This window comes from Flaviflagellibacter deserti (genome assembly GCF_042652085.1).
In the GTDB taxonomy this organism is placed as follows: Bacteria; Pseudomonadota; Alphaproteobacteria; order Rhizobiales; family Methylopilaceae; genus Flaviflagellibacter; species Flaviflagellibacter deserti.
The window spans coordinates 118,126-140,049 of the sequence record NZ_JBHSJF010000001.1 but is presented as its reverse complement, the minus strand read 5'-3'; the positions used below and the strand labels follow the sequence as shown (position 1 = coordinate 140,049).

Below are 21,924 nucleotides of genomic sequence, written 5' to 3'. Positions count from 1 at the left end.
GCACCATGCCGAAGTCAGCCATCCTCGATAAGCCAGCCCAAGAGACGCCGGCGTCTAAGACCGCCTACGGGGTCCACTCCGAGGTCGGAACCTTGCGCAAAGTCCTGGTTTGCGCACCCGGCCTCGCACATACGCGCCTGACCCCCAGCAATTGCGACTCCCTTCTGTTTGACGACGTGCTGTGGGTGCAAAACGCCAAGCGCGACCACTTCGACTTCATGAGCAAGATGCGCGAACGAGGAGTGGAAGTGGTCGAAATGCACAACGCGCTTGCCGAAACGCTCGCGATCCCCGATGCGAAGAAATGGCTGCTCGACCGCCAGATCGTGCCCAACGAGGTCGGCCTCGGCCTCGTCGACGAAGTTCGCGGATTTCTTGATAGTCTGGAACCGCGCCAGCTTGCCGAATTCATGATCGGCGGCCTTTCGGCAACCGACGTTCCGGACAAGTACGGCTCCAAATACTTTGCGATGGTTCGGGAGGCGACGGGGGCGAAGGAATATCTCCTCCCGCCATTGCCCAATACGCTCTACACGCGCGACACCACATGCTGGATCTACGGCGGCGTCACGCTCAATCCGCTGTACTGGCCGGTGCGGCGCGAAGAGACGCTGCTGACGACGTCGATCTACAAATTCCACCCCGATTTCGCTGGCAGGGTGAATGTGTGGTGGGGCGATCCTGAACAGAATTTCGGTTCGGCGACACTCGAAGGCGGTGACGTCCTCGTCCCCGGCAATGGGGTTGTCATCATCGGCATGAGCGAACGCACATCTCGCCAGGCGATCACCCAGCTCGCAGCGAAGCTGTTTGAAAAGGGCGGCGCCTCGCACGTCATCATCGCGGCGATGCCGAAGCTCCGTGCCGCGATGCATCTCGACACCGTGTTCACCTTCTGTGACCGAGACCTCGTCTCGCTCTATCCCGAGATCGTCTACAAGATGCACGCGATCTCGCTGCGGCCTTCTGACGGACCGGTCGGCGTAGACGTCACGGTCGAGACGAAGCCGTTCATCGATGTCGTCGCCGAGGCGCTGAACCTTAAGAAGCTGCGCGTCGTCGAGACGGGCGGCGACTCCTACGCCACCGAGCGCCAGCAATGGGACAGCGGCAACAACTACGTCGCGCTGGCACCCGGCGTCGTCGTTGCCTACGACCGCAACACCTATTCGAACACGATGCTCCGTCGGCAAGGCGTGGAGGTGATCTCGATCGTCGGCGCCGAGCTCGGCCGCGGTCGCGGTGGCGGGCACTGCATGACCTGCCCGCTCATCCGCGACCCGGTCGACTACTGACGTGCCCGCCGGCCGCGGAAATCCTCGCGGCTGGCGCCCATCGATTCACAGACAAGGTGAGCGCGGCCGCCGGCGTTCCGGCGAACTGCCTCGCTCTCGGCGTCGTCGGCTGCTGCGCGGTTGCATTCGTCGCCGACTTTAACCGCACGGAATCTGCGGCGCTGGGATGGAGTACTGCGGGCCGTGTCCAGCGAGTTGGAGGTGACCAATGCTTTCGAGACGCTCATTCCTGGAAACGCTGCTGGCGGCGCTGGCGATGTTGCCATTGTCCGGCCTGGCAGACATCAAGGCCCAGGCGCAGCCCGCTCCGGGGATCGACAGGCCACGGCCGCCCGGAGGCGGCAGGCCGGGATCCGGAGGTCGTCGCGGCTCGGGTTCCGGAAACCGACCCGGCCCGGGCAACAGGCCCGGCTCGGGCAATCGCCCCGGCGAAGGTAACAGACCCGGAGGCAACAGGCCCGGAGGCAACAGGCCCGGAAATCGTCCCGGCAACAGACCTGGCAATCGACCGGGCAGGCCTGGCAACCGCCCCGGCCGTCCGAACCGGCGTCCACCGCCGCTTCGGCGTGAACGGCGTCCTCCCGCCCGGTCCGGCTTCATCTGGGTGCCCGGCTACTGGACCTGGAGCGACAGCGCCTGGGATTTTGTCTGGGTGCCCGGCTACTGGCTGCGTGCGCGCCCCGGCCGGCGGTTCATCGGACCGAGCTGGTCGATGAGAGGAGGAGACTGGGTGTTCGCGCCTGGTCGCTGGCGCTGACGAAGCCGCATATGTAGGCGTTGGGGGCTATGTCCCCGCGCCTCACAAACCAGTTCTGAGCTGAGCTGATCTGAGCTGCAGGAAGTCTACGTCGGCCGTGGGCTCGACAGAGTCTCGCCTGAGCGGCGAGGCTCCTCTTTTCTCGCCTTTGCCCGCGGTGGGGCAAGTCGTCCGTGACCCGTCTGCGAAGACAATAAACCGTGGTCTTGCGATGTTCCTTACATCGAGCCATAGGCAGCGACACAGATCATCGTTCGCTTGGTCGCTTAGGGCAATCGTGGGCGCTGGCCGACCTAAGCAGGCAATCAGAGCCCCATGATGATGCTTGGACGAGAAACGCGGGTCATTGATTCCGCTCGGTTGAGTGGCGGACGGAAAGACCGAGGCGCAGAAGGCGCAATGCGTTCGCAGTGACGAGGACGGTCGCGCCGGTATCGGCCAGGATCGCCATCCATAGGGTCGTCACGCCGAACAGCGTCGTGCCGAGGAAAACGGCCTTCAGCCCCAACGCGAGCCCGATGTTTTGCCAAATGTTGCCGAGGGTCGCCTGCGACAACTCAATCAAATCGGCAACACCGGTAACGCGGTTTCGCAATAGGGCCGCATCGGCGGTCTCCAGCGCCACGTCCGCGCCGCCTCCCATGGCGACGCCGACAGAAGCAGCGGCAAGAGCGGGGGCGTCGTTGATGCCGTCGCCGATCATCGCGATCGGTCCGAGCTTCTTCATATCGGCGATTTCAAGAAGCTTGGCTTCCGGCAGCAGCTCCGCCCGGGCGACCAGCCCGAGCTTGCCAGCGGTTGCGTCGGCAGTGCGCCGGTTGTCTCCGGTGAGCATGACGGTGGAGATTCCAGCAGCGTTGAGCCGGGCAATGCCGACGGCAGCATCCTCCCGAGGCTCGTCACGCAGAGCGAGCAATCCCTCGACCCGCTTTCCCGAAAGCAGCACGACGACTGTTTTTCCCTCCTCCTCGAGGGCGACAATCTTCCGCGAGACGCTCTCGTCCGGCGCCGTCTGCTCGGCCGCGTATCGCGGCGACCCGACCGAGGCGAAACCGTCCTTGAGCCGGGTCGTGACTGCCTTTCCCGGCACTGCAATGGCGCCACCGAAACTCGCGGGTATATCGAGCGCTCTCGCGGTTGCCGCCTCTACAATTGCGATGCCCAAAGGGTGACTCGTGTTGCGCTCGACAGCCGCGGCGCGCGCCAGCACGTCACCCTCATTGCCGACAATCGGCACGATATCGGTCACTTGAGGGCGGCCTAGAGTCAGCGTGCCGGTCTTATCAAAGGCGACGGTTCTGACCTTGCCGAGCATCTCGAGAGCGGCACCGCCCCTTATGAGGAGACCCTTCCGCGCGCCTGCCGCCAGACCGGACGCAATAGCGGCAGGCGTCGAGATCACCAGAGCGCAAGGACACGAAATCAGCAGGGTTGCCAGCCCACGATAAACCCACGTCATCCAGTCGGCGTCGAACACAAGCGGCGGCACAACGATGACCAGAGCCGCGGCGGCCATTGCGGCCGGAGTGTACCAAGCACTGAATCTGTCGATCAGCCGCGCCATGGGCGCCTTCGATCCCTGCGCTTCCTCCACGAGGTGAATGATGCGAGCAATCGTATTGTCGGCCGCCACGTGGCTGATTTCGACGCGAAGCTCCCCATTCGTGTTGATGCTGCCTGCGAAGACCTTGTCACCTGCCTGCTTGGCAATCGGCACCGACTCGCCCGTGACAGGCGCTTCGTCGAGCTCGGAAAAGCCCTCCAGGATTTTTCCGTCGGAGGGAACTCGATCCCCGGGCCGCACGATTACGATATCGCCGAGTGCGAGATCATCGACCGAAATGCGCTCGACGACGCCATCTCGCTCGCGGAATGCGACACGGGGAACGAGGTCGATGAGCGCCTCGATGCCTGCGCGAGCCCGTCCGGCGGCGATCGTCTCGAGCAGTTCGCCGACGGCAAATAGCAAAATGACTACGGCAGCCTCTTCAGCCGCGCCGATCAGGACAGCGCCGAAGGCCGCGATGGACATGAGAGTTTCAATGCTGAAAGGCGTTCCAGAAATCGCACCTGCAAAGGCGCGTCTGGCAAATGGAACGATGCTGATTACCGCCGCTGCGGAGTAGGCCCATTGGCTCCATTGCGGCTCAATCTGCGCGGCAGCGAACGCGGCGCCAAACATCGCCGCCGCGAAGATTACGAGCCGCCCTTTCTTGCCCCGCCACCAGGGTTCCCGTGCGCTCAGCACGGGTGCGCTTCGGGGCGCCACCAGATCTTTCCGTTCACTGATAGGCGTGAAGCCGAGGGCTCTGATCTTCTCTTTAATGGTAAGCGCGGACGTGCGGTCTTCATCAAACGTGAGAGCCACACTTTCCTGGCCGTAGCTCACATTGATGTCGCTGACCCCGGGGAGCCGCTTCATCGCATTTTCGATTTTGAGCGCGCACGCTCCGCAATCCATGCCCTCGACGCGCAGTTTCAAGGGGCTGAGAGCCGCCATTGGGGTTCCTCGACATTCCCGATATAGCGCAATAGATAGGGCCTGTAGTCACTACAGGGTCAATGCTTTGAGCGATGTTCTGACGATCGGGTATCTGGCGCGGCAAACCGGCACCAAGGTCGAGACGATCAGGTTTTATGAGAGAAGCGGCCTTCTCCCGGCCCCAGCCCGGACCGACAGCAACTACCGCGCATATGACATTTCTCACCTGCGACGGCTGAGTTTCATACGCAAAGCGCGCGACCTTGGTTTCTCGCTCGATCAGGTCCGGGAACTGATGTCGCTATCGGACGAACGAGACCGATCTTGCGCAGCCGTCGATGCCATCGCGCATGCCCATCGGTCGGATATCGAACGCAAGATCGAGGATCTGAAAGCTCTGAAGTTGGAGCTCGATAACATCATCGACCAGTGCGGCTGCGGAACCGTCGCCGAATGTCGGATTATTGAATCGCTTTCGCCAACAGACAGGTAGTTGGCGCGAGGAGTTCGAGCGTTTTAGGCTCGCTTGGCATAAACTAAGACGGATTTTAAACTCAGCATCGGTCATAGTCTGCGAATGCAAGACTTTGATCGACGATTCGGCAGGTCGTTTGCAATATCTGGGCCCTCGCTCGGATCGGTGGCAGCGGTTGCCGACCAACTGAAGCTGGAAAAGGGCCGATTGCTTGGTTCGGCCGGAACGCCGCCAGCCGGCACCGCCAGGGTCGGTATCTGGCAGTGCCAACTGCCCTTTGAAACTCTGACGTGGACCAGCGCCGTCTACGACCTTTTCGAGCTTCCGCGTGGATTTCGGGTGACCCGGGAAGAGGCCTTGGGGTTCTACACGAAGGACTCCCGCGAGATCCTGGAAGAAGTCCGTACACGAGCGATCCAGGACGGCACCGGTTTCACGCTCGATGCCGAGATTATGACTGCGCTCGGAAAGCCGCGGCTCATGCGCATAACGGCCACGGTAGAGTATGAAATCGACCGGCCGGTTCGGATCTGGGGAACCAAGCAGGACATCACTCCGACAGGCGATCAGCCGTAAAGCGGACCGAGCCTAACGCCGCGATCACGCGGACGCGGTCGCCTCGATAATCAGATTGGCGACTTCGTCCGGATGTGAAATCAGTGAAAGGTGGCTCGCCGCGATCTCGATCGTCCGCGCTTTCATCCGCGCCGCCATGAAGCGTTCGAGCTCAGGCGAAATGGTTCGGTCCTGCGTGGAGACCGCGTACCAAGTGGGCTTCGATCGCCATGCCGCTTCGGTCGTCCGGCCGGCAAAGAGTGTTTCCGAAATCCGACCCTGGACGGCGAACAGGGCCTTGGCTCTCGCAGGCTCCAGGTCACCACCGAAATCCCGCAGGAACGCTTCCTCGCTGAGTTCGGCAAAACCTCCGGCCTTGACGAGACCCGCGCTCGCTGGCGGGGTCGGGTATTTGGCGGCCAGCGCGGTATAATCTTCTCCGGCGTCGGGCGCCCTTGCGGCGATGTAGACCAACCCGGCGACCTTCAGATGAACACCGGCCTCGCTGATGACCATGCCGCCCCATGAGTGCGCCACGAGAATGGTCGGACCGTCCTGAAGATCCAGGATCCGGCGCGTTGCCTCGACATCGTCCGCCAACGAGGTCAACGGGTTCTGGACTGCCGAAGCGTTGAGGCCTGCGGCCTGGAGGCGCTGAATCACGTCAAGCCAGCAGGAGCCGTCGGCATAGGCGCCGTGTACCAGGACGACATTTGTTATCGGGGACTTTGACTGAGCGCGAACCGAATTCGCGATCAACGACGTCGCGGCGGCCGCGGCGATACCAAGCGAGAACGTGCGTCTGTTTATCATGTTCGGTCTCCTGCGGATTGGGGATATCAGCCTTGGCGATCGGGACGCTTGGCGGCCGCGGCCTGGATGGCTGCGAAAACAGCGTCCAGCGACGCCTCGACCTGTTCGGCCTCTGCGACGGATTCTCCGCGACCCGGCCTCAAGGTGCCGAATAGTCGATTCCAGCGGCTCCGCAGTGTTTCCCTGAACATGAGACTTTCCCTCTGATGACAGCCCGTCGGCCCCGGCGGACACCAGATTGCCGGCCGGCGACATCCGTGGGAATCGTACGCTCGGCTTGCCAACCCACGCTTTCGATTGGGTCAGTTCATACGGAGGTCTAGTGGGTAGGCGGCCCGATACGGGAGACAATGCGGCCGGAGCAGGAACGCGTGTTCCGCCTAGCGTTACATATCTGTCATCTTTTCCCTTGATATGGAGCGGGCGACTGCGGAACTGCTCGCGAACGACCGGGGAGCATCGATTGGATCACACCAGCCGGGCATTCGACGACGAATTGTTGGGATTGACGAGCCGCATCCAGGAGATGGGCGATCTCGCCCGGCATCTGTTCGAGAATGCCATAACCGCGCTTCGCACCGGCGACGTTTCCCTCGGGCAGCGCGCCGTCCATCAGGATCTGTCGATCGATCAGATGCAGATCGAGATCGAGGATCTCGCGATCCTGATCATCGCCCGGCGCCAGCCGGTCGCGAGCGATCTGAGGCATGTGATCGCCTGCATGCGCATGGCGAGCGATCTCGAGCGTGTTGGCGATCTCGCAAAGAGCATCGCCGCGCGGGTCACCAGCGAGAACAACGCGCTTTCGCAGATGGCGATCTCGTCGAGCCTCAAGCGGCTGGCGGCGGCGGTGCAGAAGCAGCTATCCCGGGTGCTCATCGCATTCGATCGTCTCGACGCCGAAGCGGCCGAGGCGGTCCGGCTCGGCGACGTCAAGATCGACGAGCTCTACAACGCTCTCTTCCGCGAACTCCTCACTTACATGATGGAGGACGCCCGCAGCATCGGTCAGTGCACCAACCTGCTGTTCTGCGCCAAGAACCTCGAGCGCATCGGCGACCATGCGACCAATCTCGCCGAGAACATCCAGTACGCCCTCACCGGACGGCAGCCGCTCGCTGCGCGTCCCAAGGGCGACACCGTGACGGGCCTTCCCTAGGTCGGTCCCGAGACCTTTAGCGCCTGTCGCGCTCCGTCACGCCTTGCAGCCGTTGTAGAAGACCTCCGCGCACTGCTTGGCGCGGAAGGCGATCTCGTCGCGGTGCGGCGCCGAACGCTGGCCCATCATCGCGGTTCGCTGCGGCTCCATGATCATCATGCCGCGCAGCATGCCGGAGGCGATGTGGACGTCGTCGACCCGTAGCGTTCCCTTCGCCTTCTGCTTGTTCAGCCAGTCCTCGATGACACCGTTCACCGGCACGATCGCCGATTGGTAGAAGGCGCGCGCGATCTCGGGGAAGCGCTCGCATTCGCCGATCACCAGGCGGTTGATGGCGATCGTCTCCTCGCTGAGCGTCAGCACGCCGAAGGCGAACAGGATGCGCTCCAGCTGCTCCTCGGTATCGAGATCGTCGGTCACCACGCCGTCGACATCGAGCAGGAAGCGGCCGATCCGCTGACGGATCACGGCCTCGAACAGCTCGGCCTTGTTCGGTACGAGCTTGTAGAGCGTCTTGGTCGAAACGCCCGCCCGCTGCGCGACGCAATTGATGTTCGTGCCGGCATAGCCGTTAAGCTGAAATTCGCGATCCGCCGCGTCGAGGATGAGGAGCATTGTGTCCTCGTCAGACCTGATCTGCGGACGCCCGCGGGAACGCCGGATCGTCTCCTGAATTTGTCCCATAACTATTTTCCAAATTCCCGTTGACAGAACCTATCTAGGCACTATTTTGGAAAATATCAAGTTTCCTAATTGCAGTACTCGGCTGGAACCGGAGCCCTGCAGGAGCTGAACCGATGAGCAAGCATCAGGATCAAATTTCCGCCGACCGCGCCATCCCGCCCGAAAAGGCCGTGCCCGATATCCCCGCTGAAAAGCTGGCCGAGGCTGCCGCTCCGACCACTCCCCAGGAAACAGACCGCCCGAAGCACTCGTTACGGCGCATGGCGCTTGCGGGAGTTGCGGTCGCCGCACTTCTCGGCGTCGGCTATTGGGGCCACGATTATTGGACGGTCGGCCGCTTCGAGGTCTCGACCGACGACGCCTATGTGAAGGCGGACAACACGACGATCGCCCCGAAGGTCTCCGGCTATATCGGAGAGGTCCTTGTTCGTGACAACGAGACGGTGAAGGCCGGCCAAGTCCTGGCCCGGATCGACGACCGCGACTTCCGCGTCGCGCTCGACCAGGCCAAGGCGGACGTCGCGGCGGCGCGCGCCGCCGTCGTCAGCAAGCAGGCCCAGCTCGACGCCCAACAGTCTGTGATCGACACCGCCCGCGCGACCGTCGAGGTCGACAAGGCCAACGCCACATTCGCCGAGCAGGACAACGACCGCTATACGAATCTCGCCAAGACCGGCTACGGCACGGTGCAGAACGCCCAGGCGGCCTCGTCGAAGATCATTGCCGCCCGCGCCACTATCGATCGCGACACCGCCTCGCTCACCGCCGCGGAGAAGCAGGTCGACCTGATCAAGGCCGACCTCGCCCAGGCGCAAGCCACCGTCGCCCACGACGAGGCGGTTCAGCGTCAGGCAGAGCTCAATCTCTCCTATACGCAGATCACCGCTCCGGTCGACGGCGTGGTCGGCAACCGCACGCTCCGCGTCGGCCAGTATGTGCAGGCCGGCACGCAGCTGATGGCGGTCGTCCCGGTCGCGGGCGCCTACATCGTCGCGAACTTCAAGGAAACGCAGCTCACCGACGTGAAGCCCGGCCAGAAGGTCGAGGTCGACGTCGACATGTTTCCCGGCGCGACCGTCGAGGGCCATGTCGACAGCATCGCACCCGCCAGCGGCCAGGAATTCGCGCTGCTGCCCCCGGACAACGCGACCGGCAACTTCACCAAGGTCGTCCAGCGCGTCCCGGTGAAGATCGTGCTCGACCCAGGCCATAACCTCTCGGGCGATCTGCGCCCGGGCATGTCGGTCGTGCCGACCATCAACACCAAGGTCTCAATCGAAAAGGCCGTGGCGGACGCGCGGTAACCCGCGCGCCCGGCTTGCAAGGAGCTGGGTCATGTCAAACGCAACCGTCGCCGCCGTCCCTGCCTCCCGGACTCCATCCGCCGAGGACAAGGCCAGCATCTCGACCTGGATCGCCATCATCGCCGGCTCGATCGGCGCGTTCATGGCGATCCTCAACATCCAGATCACCAATGCCTCGCTGCTCGATATCGAGGGCGGCATCGGCACCGGCGTCGACAACGGCGCCTGGATCTCGACCTCGTACCTCATCGGCGAGATCATCGTCATCCCGCTGACGGGCTATCTGAGCCGCGTCTTCTCGTTCAAGACCTACATCATCGCCAGCACGATCGCGTTCGCGCTGTTCTCGATGGCCTGCGCCTCCGCGAGCACTCTCGGCGAGATGATCGTTTTGCGCGGCCTGCAGGGTTTCGCCGGCGGCGTGCTGATCCCGATGGCCTTCACCATGGTCGCGACCCGCCTGCCCAAGTCGCAGCAGCCCGTCGGTCTGGCGATGTTCGCGCTCGCGGTGACCTTCGCCCCGGCGATCGGCCCGACCATCGGCGGCTACCTGACCGAGAACTACGGTTGGCAGACCATCTTCTTCATCAACACCATCCCCAGCATGGTGATGGTCGCCGCGCTCTATCTGACGCTGGAGCGCGAGCCGATGCAGCTCGGCCTACTGAAGGAAGGCGACTGGTTTGGCATCGCCACGATGGCGGTCGGCCTCTCCGCCCTGCAGACCCTGCTGGAAGAGGGTAACAAGGACGACTGGTTCCAGTCGCCGTTCATCGTCCAGCTGGCGATCATCGCCGTGGTGTTCCTGACCGCGTTCATCTGGATCGAACTCAAGATCGAGAAGCCGCTCGTCGATCTGAGGCTCCTGAAGAACCGCAATTTCGGCGTCGCCACGTTGGCGAACATCCTCGTGGGCTTCGCTCTGTTCGGATCGGTCTATGTCCTGCCGCAATATCTCGGCCAGGTGCAGGGCTACAATGCGGAGCAGATCGGCATGGTGCTCGCCTGGACCGGCCTGCCGCAGATCCTGCTGATCCCGCTCGTCCCGATGATGATGAAGCGCTTCGACGTCCGATACATCACCTTCGTCGGCATCGCCCTGTTCGCGGTCTCCTGCTTCATGAACATCCACATGTCGCTGAACTATTCCGGCGACCAGCTGTTCTGGCCGAACATCGTCCGCGCCATCGGCCAGTCCATGGTCATCACGCCGCTGACCGCGATCTCGATCATGAACATCCAGCCGAAGGACGCCGCGAACGCATCAGGCCTGTCCAACATGCTCCGCAATCTCGGCGGCGCGGTCGGCACGGCGACGCTCGGCACGATCATCACCAAGCGCGAGCAGTTCCATTCGAACATCATCGGCCAGTCGGTCACGCCGTTCCGCGAGGAGGTCCGTACCCGCATCGACCAGATGACCAACTACTTCATGGCGCACGGCGTCTCGGATCAGGCCACCGCGCAGCACCAGGCGATCATCGCCCTAGGCAAGACGGTGAGGCGGCAGGCGCTCGTGATGGGCTTCAGCGACACCTTCGCCGTCATTGGCGTCATCCTGGCCATTGCCGCCGTCGCGATCCTGTTCGCCAGGAAGGGCCAGGCGAGCGCCGCAGGTGCGCACTGAGCGAACACCAGCCAGACGCGCATCGATCTTCCGCGCGGCGCCTCGAGGCGCCATGATGCAGGATCGATGCGCATTCTCGTCTTCCAGCACCTCGTCAGCGAACATCCGGCCGTCTTCGCCGAGTTCTGGGCCGAAGCCGGCCACACGATCACCACGGTCGAACTCGATCACGGCGATCCGATCCCGGATTTCTCGGCGTTCGACCTCCTCGCGGTGATGGGCGGGCCGATGAACGTCTTCAACGAGGAGGAGCATTCCTGGCTCGTCCCCGAGAAGGCCGCCATCCGGCATTGGGTGCGCGATCTCGGCAAGCCCTATTTCGGCATCTGCCTCGGCCACCAATTGCTGGCCGACGCACTCGGCGGCACTGTCACCCTGATGGAGCGGCCGGAAGTCGGCCTCGCGACGGTCCAGTTCTCGCCGGCCTGCAAAAGCGATCCGCTCTTCGGCCAATTCCCCTCGGTCCTCCAGACTTTCCAATGGCACGGCTGCGAGGTGTCGAAACTTCCGGAAGGCGCCGAGGTGCTCGCATACAACGCCCACACACCCGTCCAGGCCATGCGCTGGGGCCGCCATGCATACGGCGTGCAGTTCCACCCGGAAATCACCCACTCGACGGTCGATGACTGGAGGCGCATCCCGGAATATTGGGCCGACCTCGTCAACTCGATCGGCGAACAGCGGGCCGAGCAGCTCGCCTTGGAAGTCAGGCCGCGTCTCGACGATTTCCGCGCCACCGCTCGCAGCCTGAACGACCGGCTGATGGCGATGGCCTCCCTGCCCGCCTGATGCCCGAAAGTCCGGGCGCGCCCTCGCAATCCTGTGCTATGGAGCGCGCTTTCCCGCGCCCGTCATGATCACCGATCCCACCTTTTATCTCGCCGCCATTCCGGCCGTCATTCTGGTCGGCCTCGCCAAAGGCGGCTTCGCGGGCATCGGCACGGTCAGCCTGCCGCTGATGGCGCTGGCGATCGACCCGGTCCAGGCCGCTGCGATCCTCCTGCCGATCATGATGGTTCAGGACGTCATCAGCGTCGGCGCCTATTGGAAGAAATGGGACCGCCGCAACCTCGTCCTGCTCGTTCCGGGCGCGATCGTCGGCATCCTGCTCGGCTATCTCCTGGCATCCAGGGTTTCAATGGCCGCGTTCAACGTCGCGCTCGGCCTGATCGCGGCCGCCTTCGCGCTACGCTATCTCCTCCGGCCGCAGATGCCGCCGAAGCAGGGCGGCTCCCTCGCCGGCTATTTCTGGGGCACGGTCTCGGGCTTCACCTCGATGATCGCCCATTCCGGAGCGCCGCCGTTCCAGATCTACGTGATGCCGCAAAAGCTGGAGCGCGACACCTTCGTCGGCACTTCCAACGCCTTCTTCGGCATCGTCAACTGGCTGAAATTCCCGGCCTTCATGGCGCTCGGCGAGTTCACCACCGAGAACGTGACGACGACCGCCGTCCTGCTGCCGCTCGCCATCGCCTCGACCTGGGCTGGCGTACTCCTGGTGCGGCGCGTTCCGGCCGAGCCGTTCTACAAATTCATCTATCTGCTGCTGACGGCCGTCGGGCTGAAGCTGATCTGGGAAGGCGGAACGGCGCTGCTGGGGGCGGCCTAGGCGAGGTGCTCTCCCTCCCCACTGTGGGGAGGGCCGAGTCGCGCGTCAGCGCGAACCCGGGCGGGGGCTGGGCCTATCCCAGCTTTCTGCCATACGGAGAGGCCATCACCCCACCTGGCTCGCTTCGCGAGTCCGCCCGCTCCATTCAGGGGAGGGAGGCGCCCTACCTCTTCCTGATCCGAACCAGCTTGAAGAACCCCGCCGGGAACACCGGCGCGACTTCGACCACCTGCATGTCCGGATGCCGCGCCGCCCATTGCTCCAGCCGCGACACCTTGAAGTGCGAGCTCCAGCCGATCCTGCCCATCAGCGGGGCGAGCCTCTCCTCGGCCCAGGCCTGGAGGCCCTTGTCGACGCCGAGCTTGGAGGTGACGACGATCTCGCCGCCCGGCCTGAGCACCCGGCGCATCTCGTCGAGGGCCGATTCCGGATTCGGCACGAGCGTGATGACGAAAGGCACCGCCACGGCATCGAAGCTCTCGTCGCGAAAGCCGAGCCGGCAGGCGTCCATGCTGGCAAGAAGCTTCACATGCCCGAGACCGAGATCGCGGACCTTCTCGACGGCCTTCTCCAGCATGTGCACCGAGAGGTCGACGCCGATCACGTTCCGGTCGGATGGGTAATAGCGGAGCATCAGCCCCGTACCGACGCCGACTTCCAGGATGTCGCGTCCGCAGGCGGCCGCCGCGGTCGAGGTCTTCGAATGCGCGTCGGTCAGGAACCTGTTGTAGACGGCGTCATAGATCGGCGCCCATTTCTCATAGACGCGCTGCTGGCCTTCCAGGTCATACTGAACGGTCATTTGGCTTTACGCGACTGCCAGTTCGGATTTCGCGGGAGCGACACGCGTGCCGGCCTTGATGACGCCGCCGCCGAGCACCCTTGCCTGCCCGTCGTCCGCGTCGTAGATCACGCAGGCTTGGCCGGGCGCGACGCCCTCTTCGGGATCGAGAAGCGAGATCTCGATCTCGCCGCCAACCTGACGCAGAAGCGCCGGGCGCGGGGAACGAGTCGAGCGCACCTTCACGAAGACATCCAAGCCCTCGGCGGGAAGCGCGTCGAGGTCGGCATCGCCGAGCCAGTTCACGTCGCGAAGGGTCAGCGTCCTGGTTGCCAGCGCCTCGCGCGGCCCGACGATCACGCGATGTGCCGCGGCGTCGAGACCGACCACGAACAACGGGTCGCGCGCGGCAATACCGAGTCCGCGGCGCTGGCCGATCGTGTAGTGCATGATGCCGTGATGGCGGCCGAGCACACGGCCGTCGAGATGAACGATCTCGCCCGGCTCGCCGGCTTCCGGCTTCAGCTTGCCGACGATGTCCGAATAGCTGCCCGACGGCACGAAGCAGATGTCCTGGCTGTCGTGCTTGTCGGCGATGTGCAGGCCGAACTCGCGGGCGATGTCGCGGGTCTCCGTCTTGGTCAGGTCGCCCAGCGGAAAGCGCAGGATGTCGAGCTGATCGCGGGTCGTGCCATAGAGGAAATAGCTCTGGTCGCGCTCCGGATCGCGGGCGCGGAGCAGCGTGCGGCCACCCTCCGGCGCAGCGCGCGAGGCGACGTAATGGCCGGTCGCCAGCACAGCCGCACCGAGATTGCGGGCGGTGTCGAGCAGGTCGGCGAACTTGATCTTCTGATTGCACTCGACGCACGGGATCGGCGTCTCGCCGATCGCATAGCTTTCCGCGAACCGGTCGATCACCTTTTCGCGGAAGCGCGCCTCGTAATCGAGGACGTAGTGCGGAATGCCGATGGCGTCGGCGACGCGGCGGGCATCGTGGATGTCCTGGCCGGCGCAGCAGGCACCCTTGCGATGGATGGCGGCGCCGTGGTCGTAGAGCTGAAGCGTCACGCCGACGACATCGTAGCCTTCCCGCTTCAGGAGTGCGGCGACGACCGATGAATCCACGCCACCTGACATCGCCACCACGACGCGGTGGTTCGCCGGCTGGCCGGGAAGATCGAGATCGAAACGCATTGCCGAAGGGATGCCTGTGGTCACCAGACGCGGTCTATAGCACCGCGCCCGGCGAATGTAGGCCCTTAGCGCCTCGGGTTCCAGTCCGATCAGGCGTCGGGCGTGGTGTCGGTGTCATCACCGGTATCACCGTCGTCTTCCGTCGGCGGTGTGGTCGAGCCGTTCACGATGTTCTTCACGTCGCTGAGCTTGATGCGGATATTGCCGACGTTCAGCACAGGCTGACCGTCTTCGAGCTCCACGCCGGTGACCGGGCCCTGGATGTCCGTGGACGTCGTCACCGCCTTGCCGGCGGCATCCTGCGCAACCACGGTGATCGTATAGAAGCCGTTCGGCGCCGGCAGGTTGTCGGTGGTCATGCCGTTCCAGGTGAACATCTGGTCGCCCTTGGCCAGGCTTACATTCTGCGAATAGACCTGCTCGCCGTCGGCGTTCTTGATGATGACCTTGGAGGTCGGGGCGGCGCTTTCGGAATTGATGAGCCAGGTCGCGTTCGACTCGTCGAGCAGCGTGGTGCGGCCTTCCGCCACGACCTGCTTGCCGATGAACGAGACCGCGCTGGAAAGCCGTGTCGCATCAGAAGTGGCGAGCAATGCTGTCAGCGTGTCGTTGGTCTGGATTTGCTGCTCCACACCCGCGAACTGGACGAGCTGCTGGGTGAACTGGTTGGTGTCCAGCGGGTCGAGCGGGTTCTGGTTCTGCAGCTGGGTCGTCAGCAATTGCAGGAACTGATTGAAGTTGTCCGCGATGCGGGCACCCGAGCTTCCGCTGGCGGCACTGTTGCCCGTCAGCGAATATGATCCAACGCTTGAGACTGCCATGGTCGTTTACTCCTTACACTCGCAGGTCGAGCCCGCCGTCCGCGCGCGGGGGTGCGCGGTAGGCGGTTTCGGCGGCAAGGCGCGCCGGCTCTTCCTCAGTGATCGGTGATTGGGTTGCGCTCTCCCAGAGAGCGCGCTGTTGCTGGAATTGCTGCTGCGCGCCGCGGTCGTCGCGCATAGAGAAGCTCAGGGAGCCCTGGTCGGTCTTGAAGCCGGCATCGGTGAGCGCCCTTTCGAGCGCGCGCTGGTCGGATTTCAGGAGTTCGAGCGTCTCGGCCTTCTCGACGATCAGTCGCGAGTGGACGGTGCCGTTCTTGTCGATGTCGACACGGACATCGACGCGGCCGAGCTCCTGCGGATCGAGCCTGATCTCGAAGCGGCTCGACCCTTTCTTCACCCGGCTGGCGATCTCGCCGGCAAGCGCCGGGATGGCGACGGCGGCCTGGGCCTGCGTCTGCGCGTTCAGGCGTGCCACCGCATCAACCACGGTTGGCTTGGCGTCAGTCATCTGCTGGACGGTCTGGTTCTTGTCGGCATGGCTGACGGGCTTATCGTTCGCCTGGGCGACCGGCTTGTCCTGACTGTCGTCCGGCTTTTCACTCTTCGCCGTCTGCTGCGGCTGGTCCGCACTCTTCACATCGGCCGGCCTGTCTGTCTCGGCCTTGGCATCGACCGGCTGCGGAGCGGGCGACGGTACGGGCTTCGCGTCCTTGGCCTCCGGCTTCGGCGTTTCGGGAGCGATCGCCGCCACCGCTTCCGCCTGCGCCTTGGCGGTCGTCGCCGTCATCTCAACGGTCTCGACCGGCTTTGCTGCGACGGGGGCTGCGATTACCGGCGCCACAGGCTTGGCATCGGTGGCTGTCACGATCTCGTCGGCTGCGCCGGTCGTCGGCGCGGCCGACTGATCGTTAGCGGTGGGCGTCGTCGTGCCCTTCACACTAGTGACGCCCGCTGCATTGGCGATGGCGGCGGCATCAGCGGGCGCGGGTGTGGACGAAGCCGCGACGTTCGCGGCCGGACGTGTCTGGACCGGCGCGGCGCTGGCAACGGGGCCAGCCACCGGCACGATGGACGGCTCTGTCGCATCGGCATCGGCAATCGGAACCGACGTCACGGCTGGCGCAGGAGCGGGATTCCCCTGAGGCTGCGGCGCGGAAGCGGCAACATCCTTAGCCGGGACCAGACCCGACTGATCCTTCGAAACGGGTTGGTCCGGAGCGGGAGCCGCTGTCGCCGCCCGCCCTTCGATCAAGGGTTCGACGGGCTCGCCGTCCACGGGGACGATCGTTCCGGCCGGTTGCGGCACAACGGGCAGTTCCGGCGCAGCCACCGGCGCACTCGGCGTGGCGGTTATTGGCTCAATGCCTTCGCCCGTCGCCGTCGCCGGCTTGGGTGAAATAACGACAGGTACCGGGACGACCGGCACCGGGACGGCTGCCGCCAGAAGGAGGGTTGGATCGCCGTCGCCCTCGAGCCCATCGCCGTCCGTCGAGGCGATACCGTCCGGCGCACCGTCATCGGCTTCGCTGGCCACGTCTTCAATCTCGACCGGGACCGCCGGCACATCCGAGCCCGTCATGGGCGGCAGGATACCATCCACCGGAACACCATCGACCGGTGCTGCGTCGACCAGAAGCCCCGCCGTCATCGCCTTCTCGACGTCGGCGCTGACCATCGGACGCGGCGCCAAGAGTTTCGCGGACTGCGCCGTGACGCTTGAAAGCTCCGCCCCTGCCACTACGGCGCCGTCCGGAACGATTCCCGCCTGCCCTCCGAGCGACGCAACGATCTGCTCGAATGCCTCAACGGCCCCGCTCGCGCCCGAAGGCGCACTCGTTGCCTGACCGGGAGTAACCGGCTTCGTGCCTGCGACCTGAAAGAAATCGACTGATGCGGTTGCCATGGGCGGCCCTCTGCTCACAAGGCATGACGCAAGGCTCGTTCCATTTATGCCAACCAGATAACTAGCTGTGATTGCTAGATATTTTTACGAGACTGAATCGGCTGCGGCGATCCCGCCGGGCAAAAACTTCCGGGTTCGGCAAGACATGCCGACGGCATTCGCAGCGAGCCTGCCCCAGACCTTGCCAATCCGTTTCTGGATGATGCTCTCCTTCAACTTTGAGCTTAGGCAAATGTTAAAGTGCAGGCATTACGGTGCATGGAAACTTTGGTCAGTCTTGTTGAGAGTATCCCATGACCGAACTGCCGCGTGCCAAGGTGAAATACGTGATCGGACCGGACGGAAGTCCGTTGACGATTGCGGATTTGCCCCCGTCGAACACGAAACGCTGGGTCATCCGCCGCAAGGCGGAGGTGGTTGCCGCCGTGCGCGGCGGCCTGCTGAGTCTTGAGGATGCCTGCAAGCGCTACACCCTTACGGTGGAAGAGTTTTTGGCTTGGCAGGCGTCGATCGACCGCCACGGTCTGGCCGGCCTCCGGACGACCCGTATCCAGCAGTACCGGGTTGGCTGAGCGTTAACGCCGGTCAACCAAGATTACTCAAATTTTACTGACGCCGGGTCTCAAGATCCGGCGTTTTTATTTTTGCTTAACTTATCTCCCCTGTAAGCGCCCTGAACTGCCCAACCCCGATTAACGCCCCCGTTAACCAGCCGTTTACCGACACTCGGCAATTTCTGCCGGGTATCCGGTGTCGTCCGGGTGCGGACGTGGGGCGCGGGGCAGGTTTTTGAGTGGCTTTCTCGAATTTTTGAAAGGCCTTGGGGCACAGCGCCTGCTCGCGATGGGCGCCGTCGCGCTCAGTCTGGCCGGTTTCTTCACCTTCATCGCCATCCGCGTCACCGAGCCGGACATGGTTCCGGTCTTCTCCGACCTCGCAATGTCCGACGCCGCGGGGGTGGTGAAAGAACTCGAGGCGCAGGGAATCAAATACGAAGCGAGCCGCGATGGTTCGACGATCTCGGTTCCCTCCGACCAGGTCGCCTCGGTCCGCATGAAGCTCGCAGAGCAGGGCCTGCCGACAGGCGGCGGCGTCGGCTGGGAAATCTTCGACAAGGGCGACGGCCTGTCGTCGACGAGCTTCCTGCAGAACGTCAATCGCCTCCGCGCCCTCGAAGGCGAACTCGCCCGCTCGATCCGCTCGCTGGACCGCGTCAGCGCCGCCCGCGTCCATCTCGTCGTTCCGGAACGCCCGCTCTTCGCGAAGGACGCGCCGAAGCCCTCCGCCTCGATCGTGCTGCGCGTCTCGGGCGAGCTCGGCTCCGGCCAGGTGAAGGCGATCCTCCACCTCGTGGCCTCCGCCGTTCAGGGGCTCGAGCCGCAGTCAATCTCGATCGTCGACGAGCGCGGCGCGCTCCTGGCCGACGGCTCCGACATACAGGACGGCATGCCCAACGGCGCACAGGAACGCGAGACGGCGTTCGAGAAGCGCCTCAAGGATCAGGTCCAGAACATCGTCGAGCGCGTGGTCGGTTCCGGCCGCGCCCGCGCCGAGGTCAACGCCACCTTCGACTACACCCGCGTCACCAACACCGCCGACACCTTCGATCCCGAGAGCCGCGTCGTCCGCTCGACCCAGACGAACGAAGAGGAAGCCGAGAGCGGCAATCCCGAGCAGTCCGTTTCCGTCGGCAACGAACTGCCGAACGCGGCCGCCAACAGCGGCAATGCCACCACCCGCGAAAAGAGCTCGAAGAGCCAGGAAACGACGAATTACGAGATTTCCCGCACCACCCGCACCGAGGTGCAGGAAGCCGGTCGGGTGAAACGCGTCACTGTCGCCGTCCTCGTCGACGGCGTCTATACGAGCGATCCGAGCGGCAACATCACCTACGCCCCGCGCTCGCAGGACGAACTCGACCGCATCGCCGCCCTCGTCCGCACCTCCATCGGCTTCGACCAGGGTCGCGGCGACCAGGTGGAAGTCGTCAATCTCCGCTTCGCCGAACCGCCGGGCGTCCAGCCGATCAACGACAATGCCGGCTCGGCCATTCTCGGCCTGACCAAGGACGACCTGATGCGGCTGGTCGAACAGGCGATCCTGTTCATCGTCTCGATGCTCGTCCTCCTGATGGTCGTCCGGCCGATGGTGAAGAAGATCCTGGCGCCCGACGCCAAACAGACCGCGGCGCTCCCCAGCGCGCCTGCCATCGAGGGCGTGCCCGCGGCCGACGCTCCGGTCGGCGCCCTGCCGCCGCCGGACCCGACCGCACGCATGATCGATCTCGCCCAGGTCAACGGCAAGATCGCCCAGGAATCGCTCCAGCGCGTCGGCGAGCTCGCCGAGAACAATCCAGCAGAAACCGTCGCGATCATCCGTCAGTGGCTGACGGAACCCGCGCCGGCCACGTGATAGACCGCCATGGCTCCTAACGCCCTCGCCACCCGCATCCCGACGAAACGGGTCCTCACCGGCCCGGAACGCTCTGCGATCCTGATGCTTGCGCTCGGTGAACAGCACGGCGCGGCGATCTGGAAGCAGCTCGACGAGGACGAGATCCGCGACATCTCCCACGCAATGTCCAATCTCGGAAACATCGAGTCCGAGATGGTCGAGAACATGCTCGTCGAGTTCGTCTCGAAAATGTCCTCGGCCGGCGCGCTGATGGGCAATGTCGAGTCGACCGAACGCATCCTCACCGGCTTCCTGCCGAAGGACCGCGTCGAGCAGATCATGGAAGAGATCCGCGGCCCCGCCGGCCGCAATATGTGGGAGAAGCTCTCCAACGTTCAGGAGCAGGTTCTCGCCAATTACCTGAAGAACGAATACCCGCAGACCGTCGCCGTCGTGCTCTCGAAGATCCGCGCCGAGCACGCCGCTCGCGTCCTCGCCATCCTGCCCGACGAATTCGCGCTGGACGTCGTCAAGCGCATGCTGACGATCGAAAGCGTGCAGAAGGACATCATCGAGCGCGTCGAGCAGACATTGCGCACCGAGTTCATGTCGAACCTGTCGCAGACGAGCCGCCGCGACGCGCACGAGATGATCGCGGAAATCTTCAACGCCTTCGACCGCCAGACCGAGACTCGCTTCCTCACCGCGCTGGAAGAGGACAATCGCGACTCGGCCGACCGCATCAAGGCCCTGATGTTCACCTTCGACGACCTGATGCGCCTCGACGCGGCGGCCGTGCAGACGCTGCTCCGCAACGTCGCCCGCGACCGCCTCACCGTGGCGCTCAAGGGTGCGACGCAGGCGGTCCGCGACTTCTTCATGAGTCACATGTCCCAGCGCGCCGGCAAGATGCTGGCCGACGACATGGGCGCCATGGGTCCTGTCCGCATGCGCGACGTCGATGAAGCGCAATCCCACATGGTGATGGTGGCCAAGGATCTCGCCGCGAAGGGCGAGATCATGATCACCAAGAACCGCAGCGACGACGAGCTCGTATTCTGATGGCCCTCGCGAAGCCCGTCCCCTTCCTCTTCAACAACGATTTCGACGGTCGCCAGCGCGGCGAAGAGATGATCCCGATGTCGCAGCATCTGGCCGCGATCTCGGAGAGCGAGCAGCGCGCCTTCGCGGCAGGCGAGATCGAGGGCCGGTCCCTCGCAATGGACAGCGAGACCGCGCGGCTGGCCAGGACCATGGACAAGCTCGCGGCGACGATCGCAGCCGAAATCGCGCGTTCCGAAGCCCGTTTCCTGGAGCAGGAGCGCTCATCGATCGAGCTGGCGCTCTGCCTCGCCGAGAAGCTCGCGGGCGGCGCCATCGCCAAATTCCCGCTGGCCTCTATCGAGGCCGCCGCCCAGGAGGCTTTCGCCGAGGCCCGTACCGCGCCGCATATCGCGGTCCGCATCAATGACGGCCTGGTCGAGCAGGTGAAGGAACGCCTGACCCATCTGGCGGCAGAGCGCGGCTTCGCCGGCAAGCTGATCGTGCTCGGCGATCCCGGCATCGCTCAGGGCGACGTCCGCCTTGAATGGGCCGACGGAGGCGTCGTCCGCGATCGCGCGGCCATTGCTTCGGCCATCGACCGCACCATCAAGCACCACATCGAATCCGTCACCGGCAAGGCATCAGGAGAGCCCACATGAGCGACACGGATCTGCCGCTGCCCAATCTCGACGGCACGACCTCCCCCGACGATTTCACGACCGACCGCAGCGATTCCGGCCCGAAGATCGCGGACGATCTCGAAGCCGTCTTCGACGTCCCGGTCTCCGTCTCGGCGGTGCTCGGCCGAACCAAGATCGAAGTCGGCGACCTGATGAATCTCAGGCCGGGCGCCGTTCTCGAACTCGACCGCCGCGTCGGCGAGGCGATCGACATCTACGTCAACGACCGGCTCGTCGCGCGCGGCGAAGTCGTTCTCGTCGAGGAAAAGCTCGGCGTCACCATGACCGAAATCATCAAGGCCGAACGCTGATACGCAGCGGTGAAGGCCGTCATCCTCCGGCTTGAC

General features: G+C 64.2%; 21 protein-coding genes. 14 read left to right on the top strand and 7 right to left on the bottom strand.

Annotated elements, in window-relative coordinates; translation table 11 throughout:
- Positions 1–5 precede the first annotated feature (5 nt).
- On the top strand, positions 6–1,295 hold the full coding sequence (gene arcA / locus ACFPFW_RS00725; RefSeq protein WP_114955321.1) for an arginine deiminase: 1,290 nt from the start codon (positions 6–8) through the stop codon (positions 1,293–1,295).
- Positions 1,296–1,503: 208 nt separating this feature from the next.
- Positions 1,504–2,052 carry a YXWGXW repeat-containing protein gene (locus tag ACFPFW_RS00720; protein ID WP_114955320.1) on the top strand — a complete coding sequence of 183 codons (549 nt, stop codon included), beginning with the start codon at positions 1,504–1,506 and terminating at the stop codon, positions 2,050–2,052.
- Positions 2,053–2,395: 343 nt separating this feature from the next.
- On the opposite strand, the gene ACFPFW_RS00715 is transcribed toward ACFPFW_RS00720, so the two are convergent.
- Complete coding sequence (locus ACFPFW_RS00715; protein ID WP_114955319.1) at positions 2,396–4,552, bottom strand: heavy metal translocating P-type ATPase; 2,157 nt, start codon at positions 4,550–4,552, stop codon at positions 2,396–2,398.
- A 67-nt stretch (positions 4,553–4,619) separates the two neighbouring features.
- On the opposite strand from ACFPFW_RS00715, the gene ACFPFW_RS00710 reads away from it, so the two are divergent.
- Together ACFPFW_RS00710 and ACFPFW_RS00705 are read left to right on the top strand one after the other, a co-directional pair.
- Entirely contained in the window at positions 4,620–5,027 is a 408-nt protein-coding gene (locus ACFPFW_RS00710; RefSeq protein WP_379768982.1) for a MerR family transcriptional regulator, read from the top strand.
- Positions 5,028–5,174: 147 nt separating this feature from the next.
- Positions 5,175–5,585: a hypothetical protein gene (locus ACFPFW_RS00705; protein ID WP_162799557.1), complete on the top strand. Its 411-nt coding sequence runs from the start codon at positions 5,175–5,177 to the stop codon at positions 5,583–5,585.
- A 24-nt stretch (positions 5,586–5,609) separates the two neighbouring features.
- Here ACFPFW_RS00705 and ACFPFW_RS00700 read toward each other — a convergent pair whose 3' ends face one another.
- Positions 5,610–6,377: an alpha/beta fold hydrolase gene (locus ACFPFW_RS00700; protein WP_114955316.1), complete on the bottom strand. Its 768-nt coding sequence runs from the start codon at positions 6,375–6,377 to the stop codon at positions 5,610–5,612.
- 463 nt (positions 6,378–6,840) lie between these two features.
- Here ACFPFW_RS00700 and phoU point away from each other — a divergent pair, with 463 nt between their 5' ends.
- Positions 6,841–7,536 (top strand): phosphate signaling complex protein PhoU, encoded by a 696-nt coding sequence (gene phoU, locus ACFPFW_RS00695; protein ID WP_114955315.1) that lies wholly within the window; start codon positions 6,841–6,843, stop codon positions 7,534–7,536.
- Positions 7,537–7,572: 36 nt separating this feature from the next.
- Here phoU and ACFPFW_RS00690 read toward each other — a convergent pair whose 3' ends face one another.
- The gene (locus ACFPFW_RS00690) at positions 7,573–8,220 is read right to left on the bottom strand and encodes a TetR/AcrR family transcriptional regulator (protein WP_114955314.1); all 648 of its coding nucleotides are present in this window, start codon (positions 8,218–8,220) and stop codon (positions 7,573–7,575) included.
- 113 nt (positions 8,221–8,333) lie between these two features.
- On the opposite strand from ACFPFW_RS00690, the gene ACFPFW_RS00685 reads away from it, so the two are divergent.
- From ACFPFW_RS00685 to ACFPFW_RS00670, 4 genes are all read left to right on the top strand, one after another.
- Positions 8,334–9,524: an HlyD family secretion protein gene (locus ACFPFW_RS00685; protein ID WP_114955313.1), complete on the top strand. Its 1,191-nt coding sequence runs from the start codon at positions 8,334–8,336 to the stop codon at positions 9,522–9,524.
- A gap of 31 nt (positions 9,525–9,555) precedes the next feature.
- Positions 9,556–11,151: a DHA2 family efflux MFS transporter permease subunit gene (locus ACFPFW_RS00680; RefSeq protein ID WP_114955312.1), complete on the top strand. Its 1,596-nt coding sequence runs from the start codon at positions 9,556–9,558 to the stop codon at positions 11,149–11,151.
- Positions 11,152–11,217: 66 nt separating this feature from the next.
- A complete protein-coding gene (locus ACFPFW_RS00675) occupies positions 11,218–11,940 on the top strand; it encodes a type 1 glutamine amidotransferase (protein WP_114955311.1) in 723 nt (240 codons plus the stop codon).
- A gap of 64 nt (positions 11,941–12,004) precedes the next feature.
- Positions 12,005–12,760 carry a sulfite exporter TauE/SafE family protein gene (locus ACFPFW_RS00670; RefSeq protein ID WP_114955310.1) on the top strand — a complete coding sequence of 252 codons (756 nt, stop codon included), beginning with the start codon at positions 12,005–12,007 and terminating at the stop codon, positions 12,758–12,760.
- A gap of 163 nt (positions 12,761–12,923) precedes the next feature.
- On the opposite strand, the gene ACFPFW_RS00665 is transcribed toward ACFPFW_RS00670, so the two are convergent.
- The 4 genes from ACFPFW_RS00665 to ACFPFW_RS00650 form a co-directional block, all read right to left on the bottom strand.
- Positions 12,924–13,562: a class I SAM-dependent methyltransferase gene (locus ACFPFW_RS00665; RefSeq protein ID WP_114955309.1), complete on the bottom strand. Its 639-nt coding sequence runs from the start codon at positions 13,560–13,562 to the stop codon at positions 12,924–12,926.
- A 6-nt stretch (positions 13,563–13,568) separates the two neighbouring features.
- On the bottom strand, positions 13,569–14,735 hold the full coding sequence (gene mnmA / locus ACFPFW_RS00660; RefSeq protein ID WP_114955308.1) for a tRNA 2-thiouridine(34) synthase MnmA: 1,167 nt from the start codon (positions 14,733–14,735) through the stop codon (positions 13,569–13,571).
- Between the two features lie 89 nt (positions 14,736–14,824).
- The gene (locus ACFPFW_RS00655; protein ID WP_114955307.1) at positions 14,825–15,556 is read right to left on the bottom strand and encodes a flagellar hook assembly protein FlgD; all 732 of its coding nucleotides are present in this window, start codon (positions 15,554–15,556) and stop codon (positions 14,825–14,827) included.
- Between the two features lie 13 nt (positions 15,557–15,569).
- A complete protein-coding gene (locus ACFPFW_RS00650) occupies positions 15,570–17,459 on the bottom strand; it encodes a flagellar hook-length control protein FliK (RefSeq protein ID WP_114955306.1) in 1,890 nt (629 codons plus the stop codon).
- Positions 17,460–17,752: 293 nt separating this feature from the next.
- Here ACFPFW_RS00650 and sciP point away from each other — a divergent pair, with 293 nt between their 5' ends.
- The 5 genes from sciP to fliN all read left to right on the top strand — a co-directional run bounded on the left by sciP (position 17,753) and on the right by fliN (position 21,888).
- Entirely contained in the window at positions 17,753–18,031 is a 279-nt protein-coding gene (gene sciP / locus ACFPFW_RS00645) for a CtrA inhibitor SciP (RefSeq protein WP_114955305.1), read from the top strand.
- A 217-nt stretch (positions 18,032–18,248) separates the two neighbouring features.
- The gene (fliF, locus tag ACFPFW_RS00640; protein WP_114955304.1) at positions 18,249–19,871 is read left to right on the top strand and encodes a flagellar basal-body MS-ring/collar protein FliF; all 1,623 of its coding nucleotides are present in this window, start codon (positions 18,249–18,251) and stop codon (positions 19,869–19,871) included.
- A gap of 9 nt (positions 19,872–19,880) precedes the next feature.
- Entirely contained in the window at positions 19,881–20,915 is a 1,035-nt protein-coding gene (fliG, locus tag ACFPFW_RS00635; protein ID WP_114955303.1) for a flagellar motor switch protein FliG, read from the top strand.
- On the top strand, positions 20,915–21,556 hold the full coding sequence (locus ACFPFW_RS00630) for a FliH/SctL family protein (RefSeq protein ID WP_114955302.1): 642 nt from the start codon (positions 20,915–20,917) through the stop codon (positions 21,554–21,556). The genes fliG and ACFPFW_RS00630 overlap by 1 nt, the downstream gene beginning before the upstream one ends.
- Positions 21,553–21,888, top strand: coding sequence for a flagellar motor switch protein FliN (gene fliN, locus ACFPFW_RS00625; protein WP_114955301.1), 336 nt, complete (start codon positions 21,553–21,555; stop codon positions 21,886–21,888). The genes ACFPFW_RS00630 and fliN overlap by 4 nt, the downstream gene beginning before the upstream one ends.
- Positions 21,889–21,924 lie beyond the last annotated feature (36 nt).

Coding starts and splice junctions, on each gene's coding strand:
- ACFPFW_RS00650 (WP_114955306.1), bottom strand. CDS start 17,459: ATGGCAACCGCATCAGTCGATTTCTTTCAGGTCGCAGGCACGAAGCCG.
- mnmA (WP_114955308.1), bottom strand. CDS start 14,735: ATGCGTTTCGATCTCGATCTTCCCGGCCAGCCGGCGAACCACCGCGTC.
- ACFPFW_RS00665 (WP_114955309.1), bottom strand. CDS start 13,562: ATGACCGTTCAGTATGACCTGGAAGGCCAGCAGCGCGTCTATGAGAAA.
- ACFPFW_RS00680 (WP_114955312.1), top strand. CDS start 9,556: ATGTCAAACGCAACCGTCGCCGCCGTCCCTGCCTCCCGGACTCCATCC.
- ACFPFW_RS00700 (WP_114955316.1), bottom strand. CDS start 6,377: ATGATAAACAGACGCACGTTCTCGCTTGGTATCGCCGCGGCCGCCGCG.
- ACFPFW_RS00630 (WP_114955302.1), top strand. CDS start 20,915: ATGGCCCTCGCGAAGCCCGTCCCCTTCCTCTTCAACAACGATTTCGAC.
- ACFPFW_RS00690 (WP_114955314.1), bottom strand. CDS start 8,220: ATGGGACAAATTCAGGAGACGATCCGGCGTTCCCGCGGGCGTCCGCAG.
- ACFPFW_RS00675 (WP_114955311.1), top strand. CDS start 11,218: ATGCGCATTCTCGTCTTCCAGCACCTCGTCAGCGAACATCCGGCCGTC.
- arcA (WP_114955321.1), top strand. CDS start 6: ATGCCGAAGTCAGCCATCCTCGATAAGCCAGCCCAAGAGACGCCGGCG.
- ACFPFW_RS00720 (WP_114955320.1), top strand. CDS start 1,504: ATGCTTTCGAGACGCTCATTCCTGGAAACGCTGCTGGCGGCGCTGGCG.
- ACFPFW_RS00685 (WP_114955313.1), top strand. CDS start 8,334: ATGAGCAAGCATCAGGATCAAATTTCCGCCGACCGCGCCATCCCGCCC.
- ACFPFW_RS00715 (WP_114955319.1), bottom strand. CDS start 4,552: ATGGCGGCTCTCAGCCCCTTGAAACTGCGCGTCGAGGGCATGGATTGC.
- ACFPFW_RS00655 (WP_114955307.1), bottom strand. CDS start 15,556: ATGGCAGTCTCAAGCGTTGGATCATATTCGCTGACGGGCAACAGTGCC.
- fliG (WP_114955303.1), top strand. CDS start 19,881: ATGGCTCCTAACGCCCTCGCCACCCGCATCCCGACGAAACGGGTCCTC.
- sciP (WP_114955305.1), top strand. CDS start 17,753: ATGACCGAACTGCCGCGTGCCAAGGTGAAATACGTGATCGGACCGGAC.
- fliN (WP_114955301.1), top strand. CDS start 21,553: ATGAGCGACACGGATCTGCCGCTGCCCAATCTCGACGGCACGACCTCC.
- ACFPFW_RS00670 (WP_114955310.1), top strand. CDS start 12,005: ATGATCACCGATCCCACCTTTTATCTCGCCGCCATTCCGGCCGTCATT.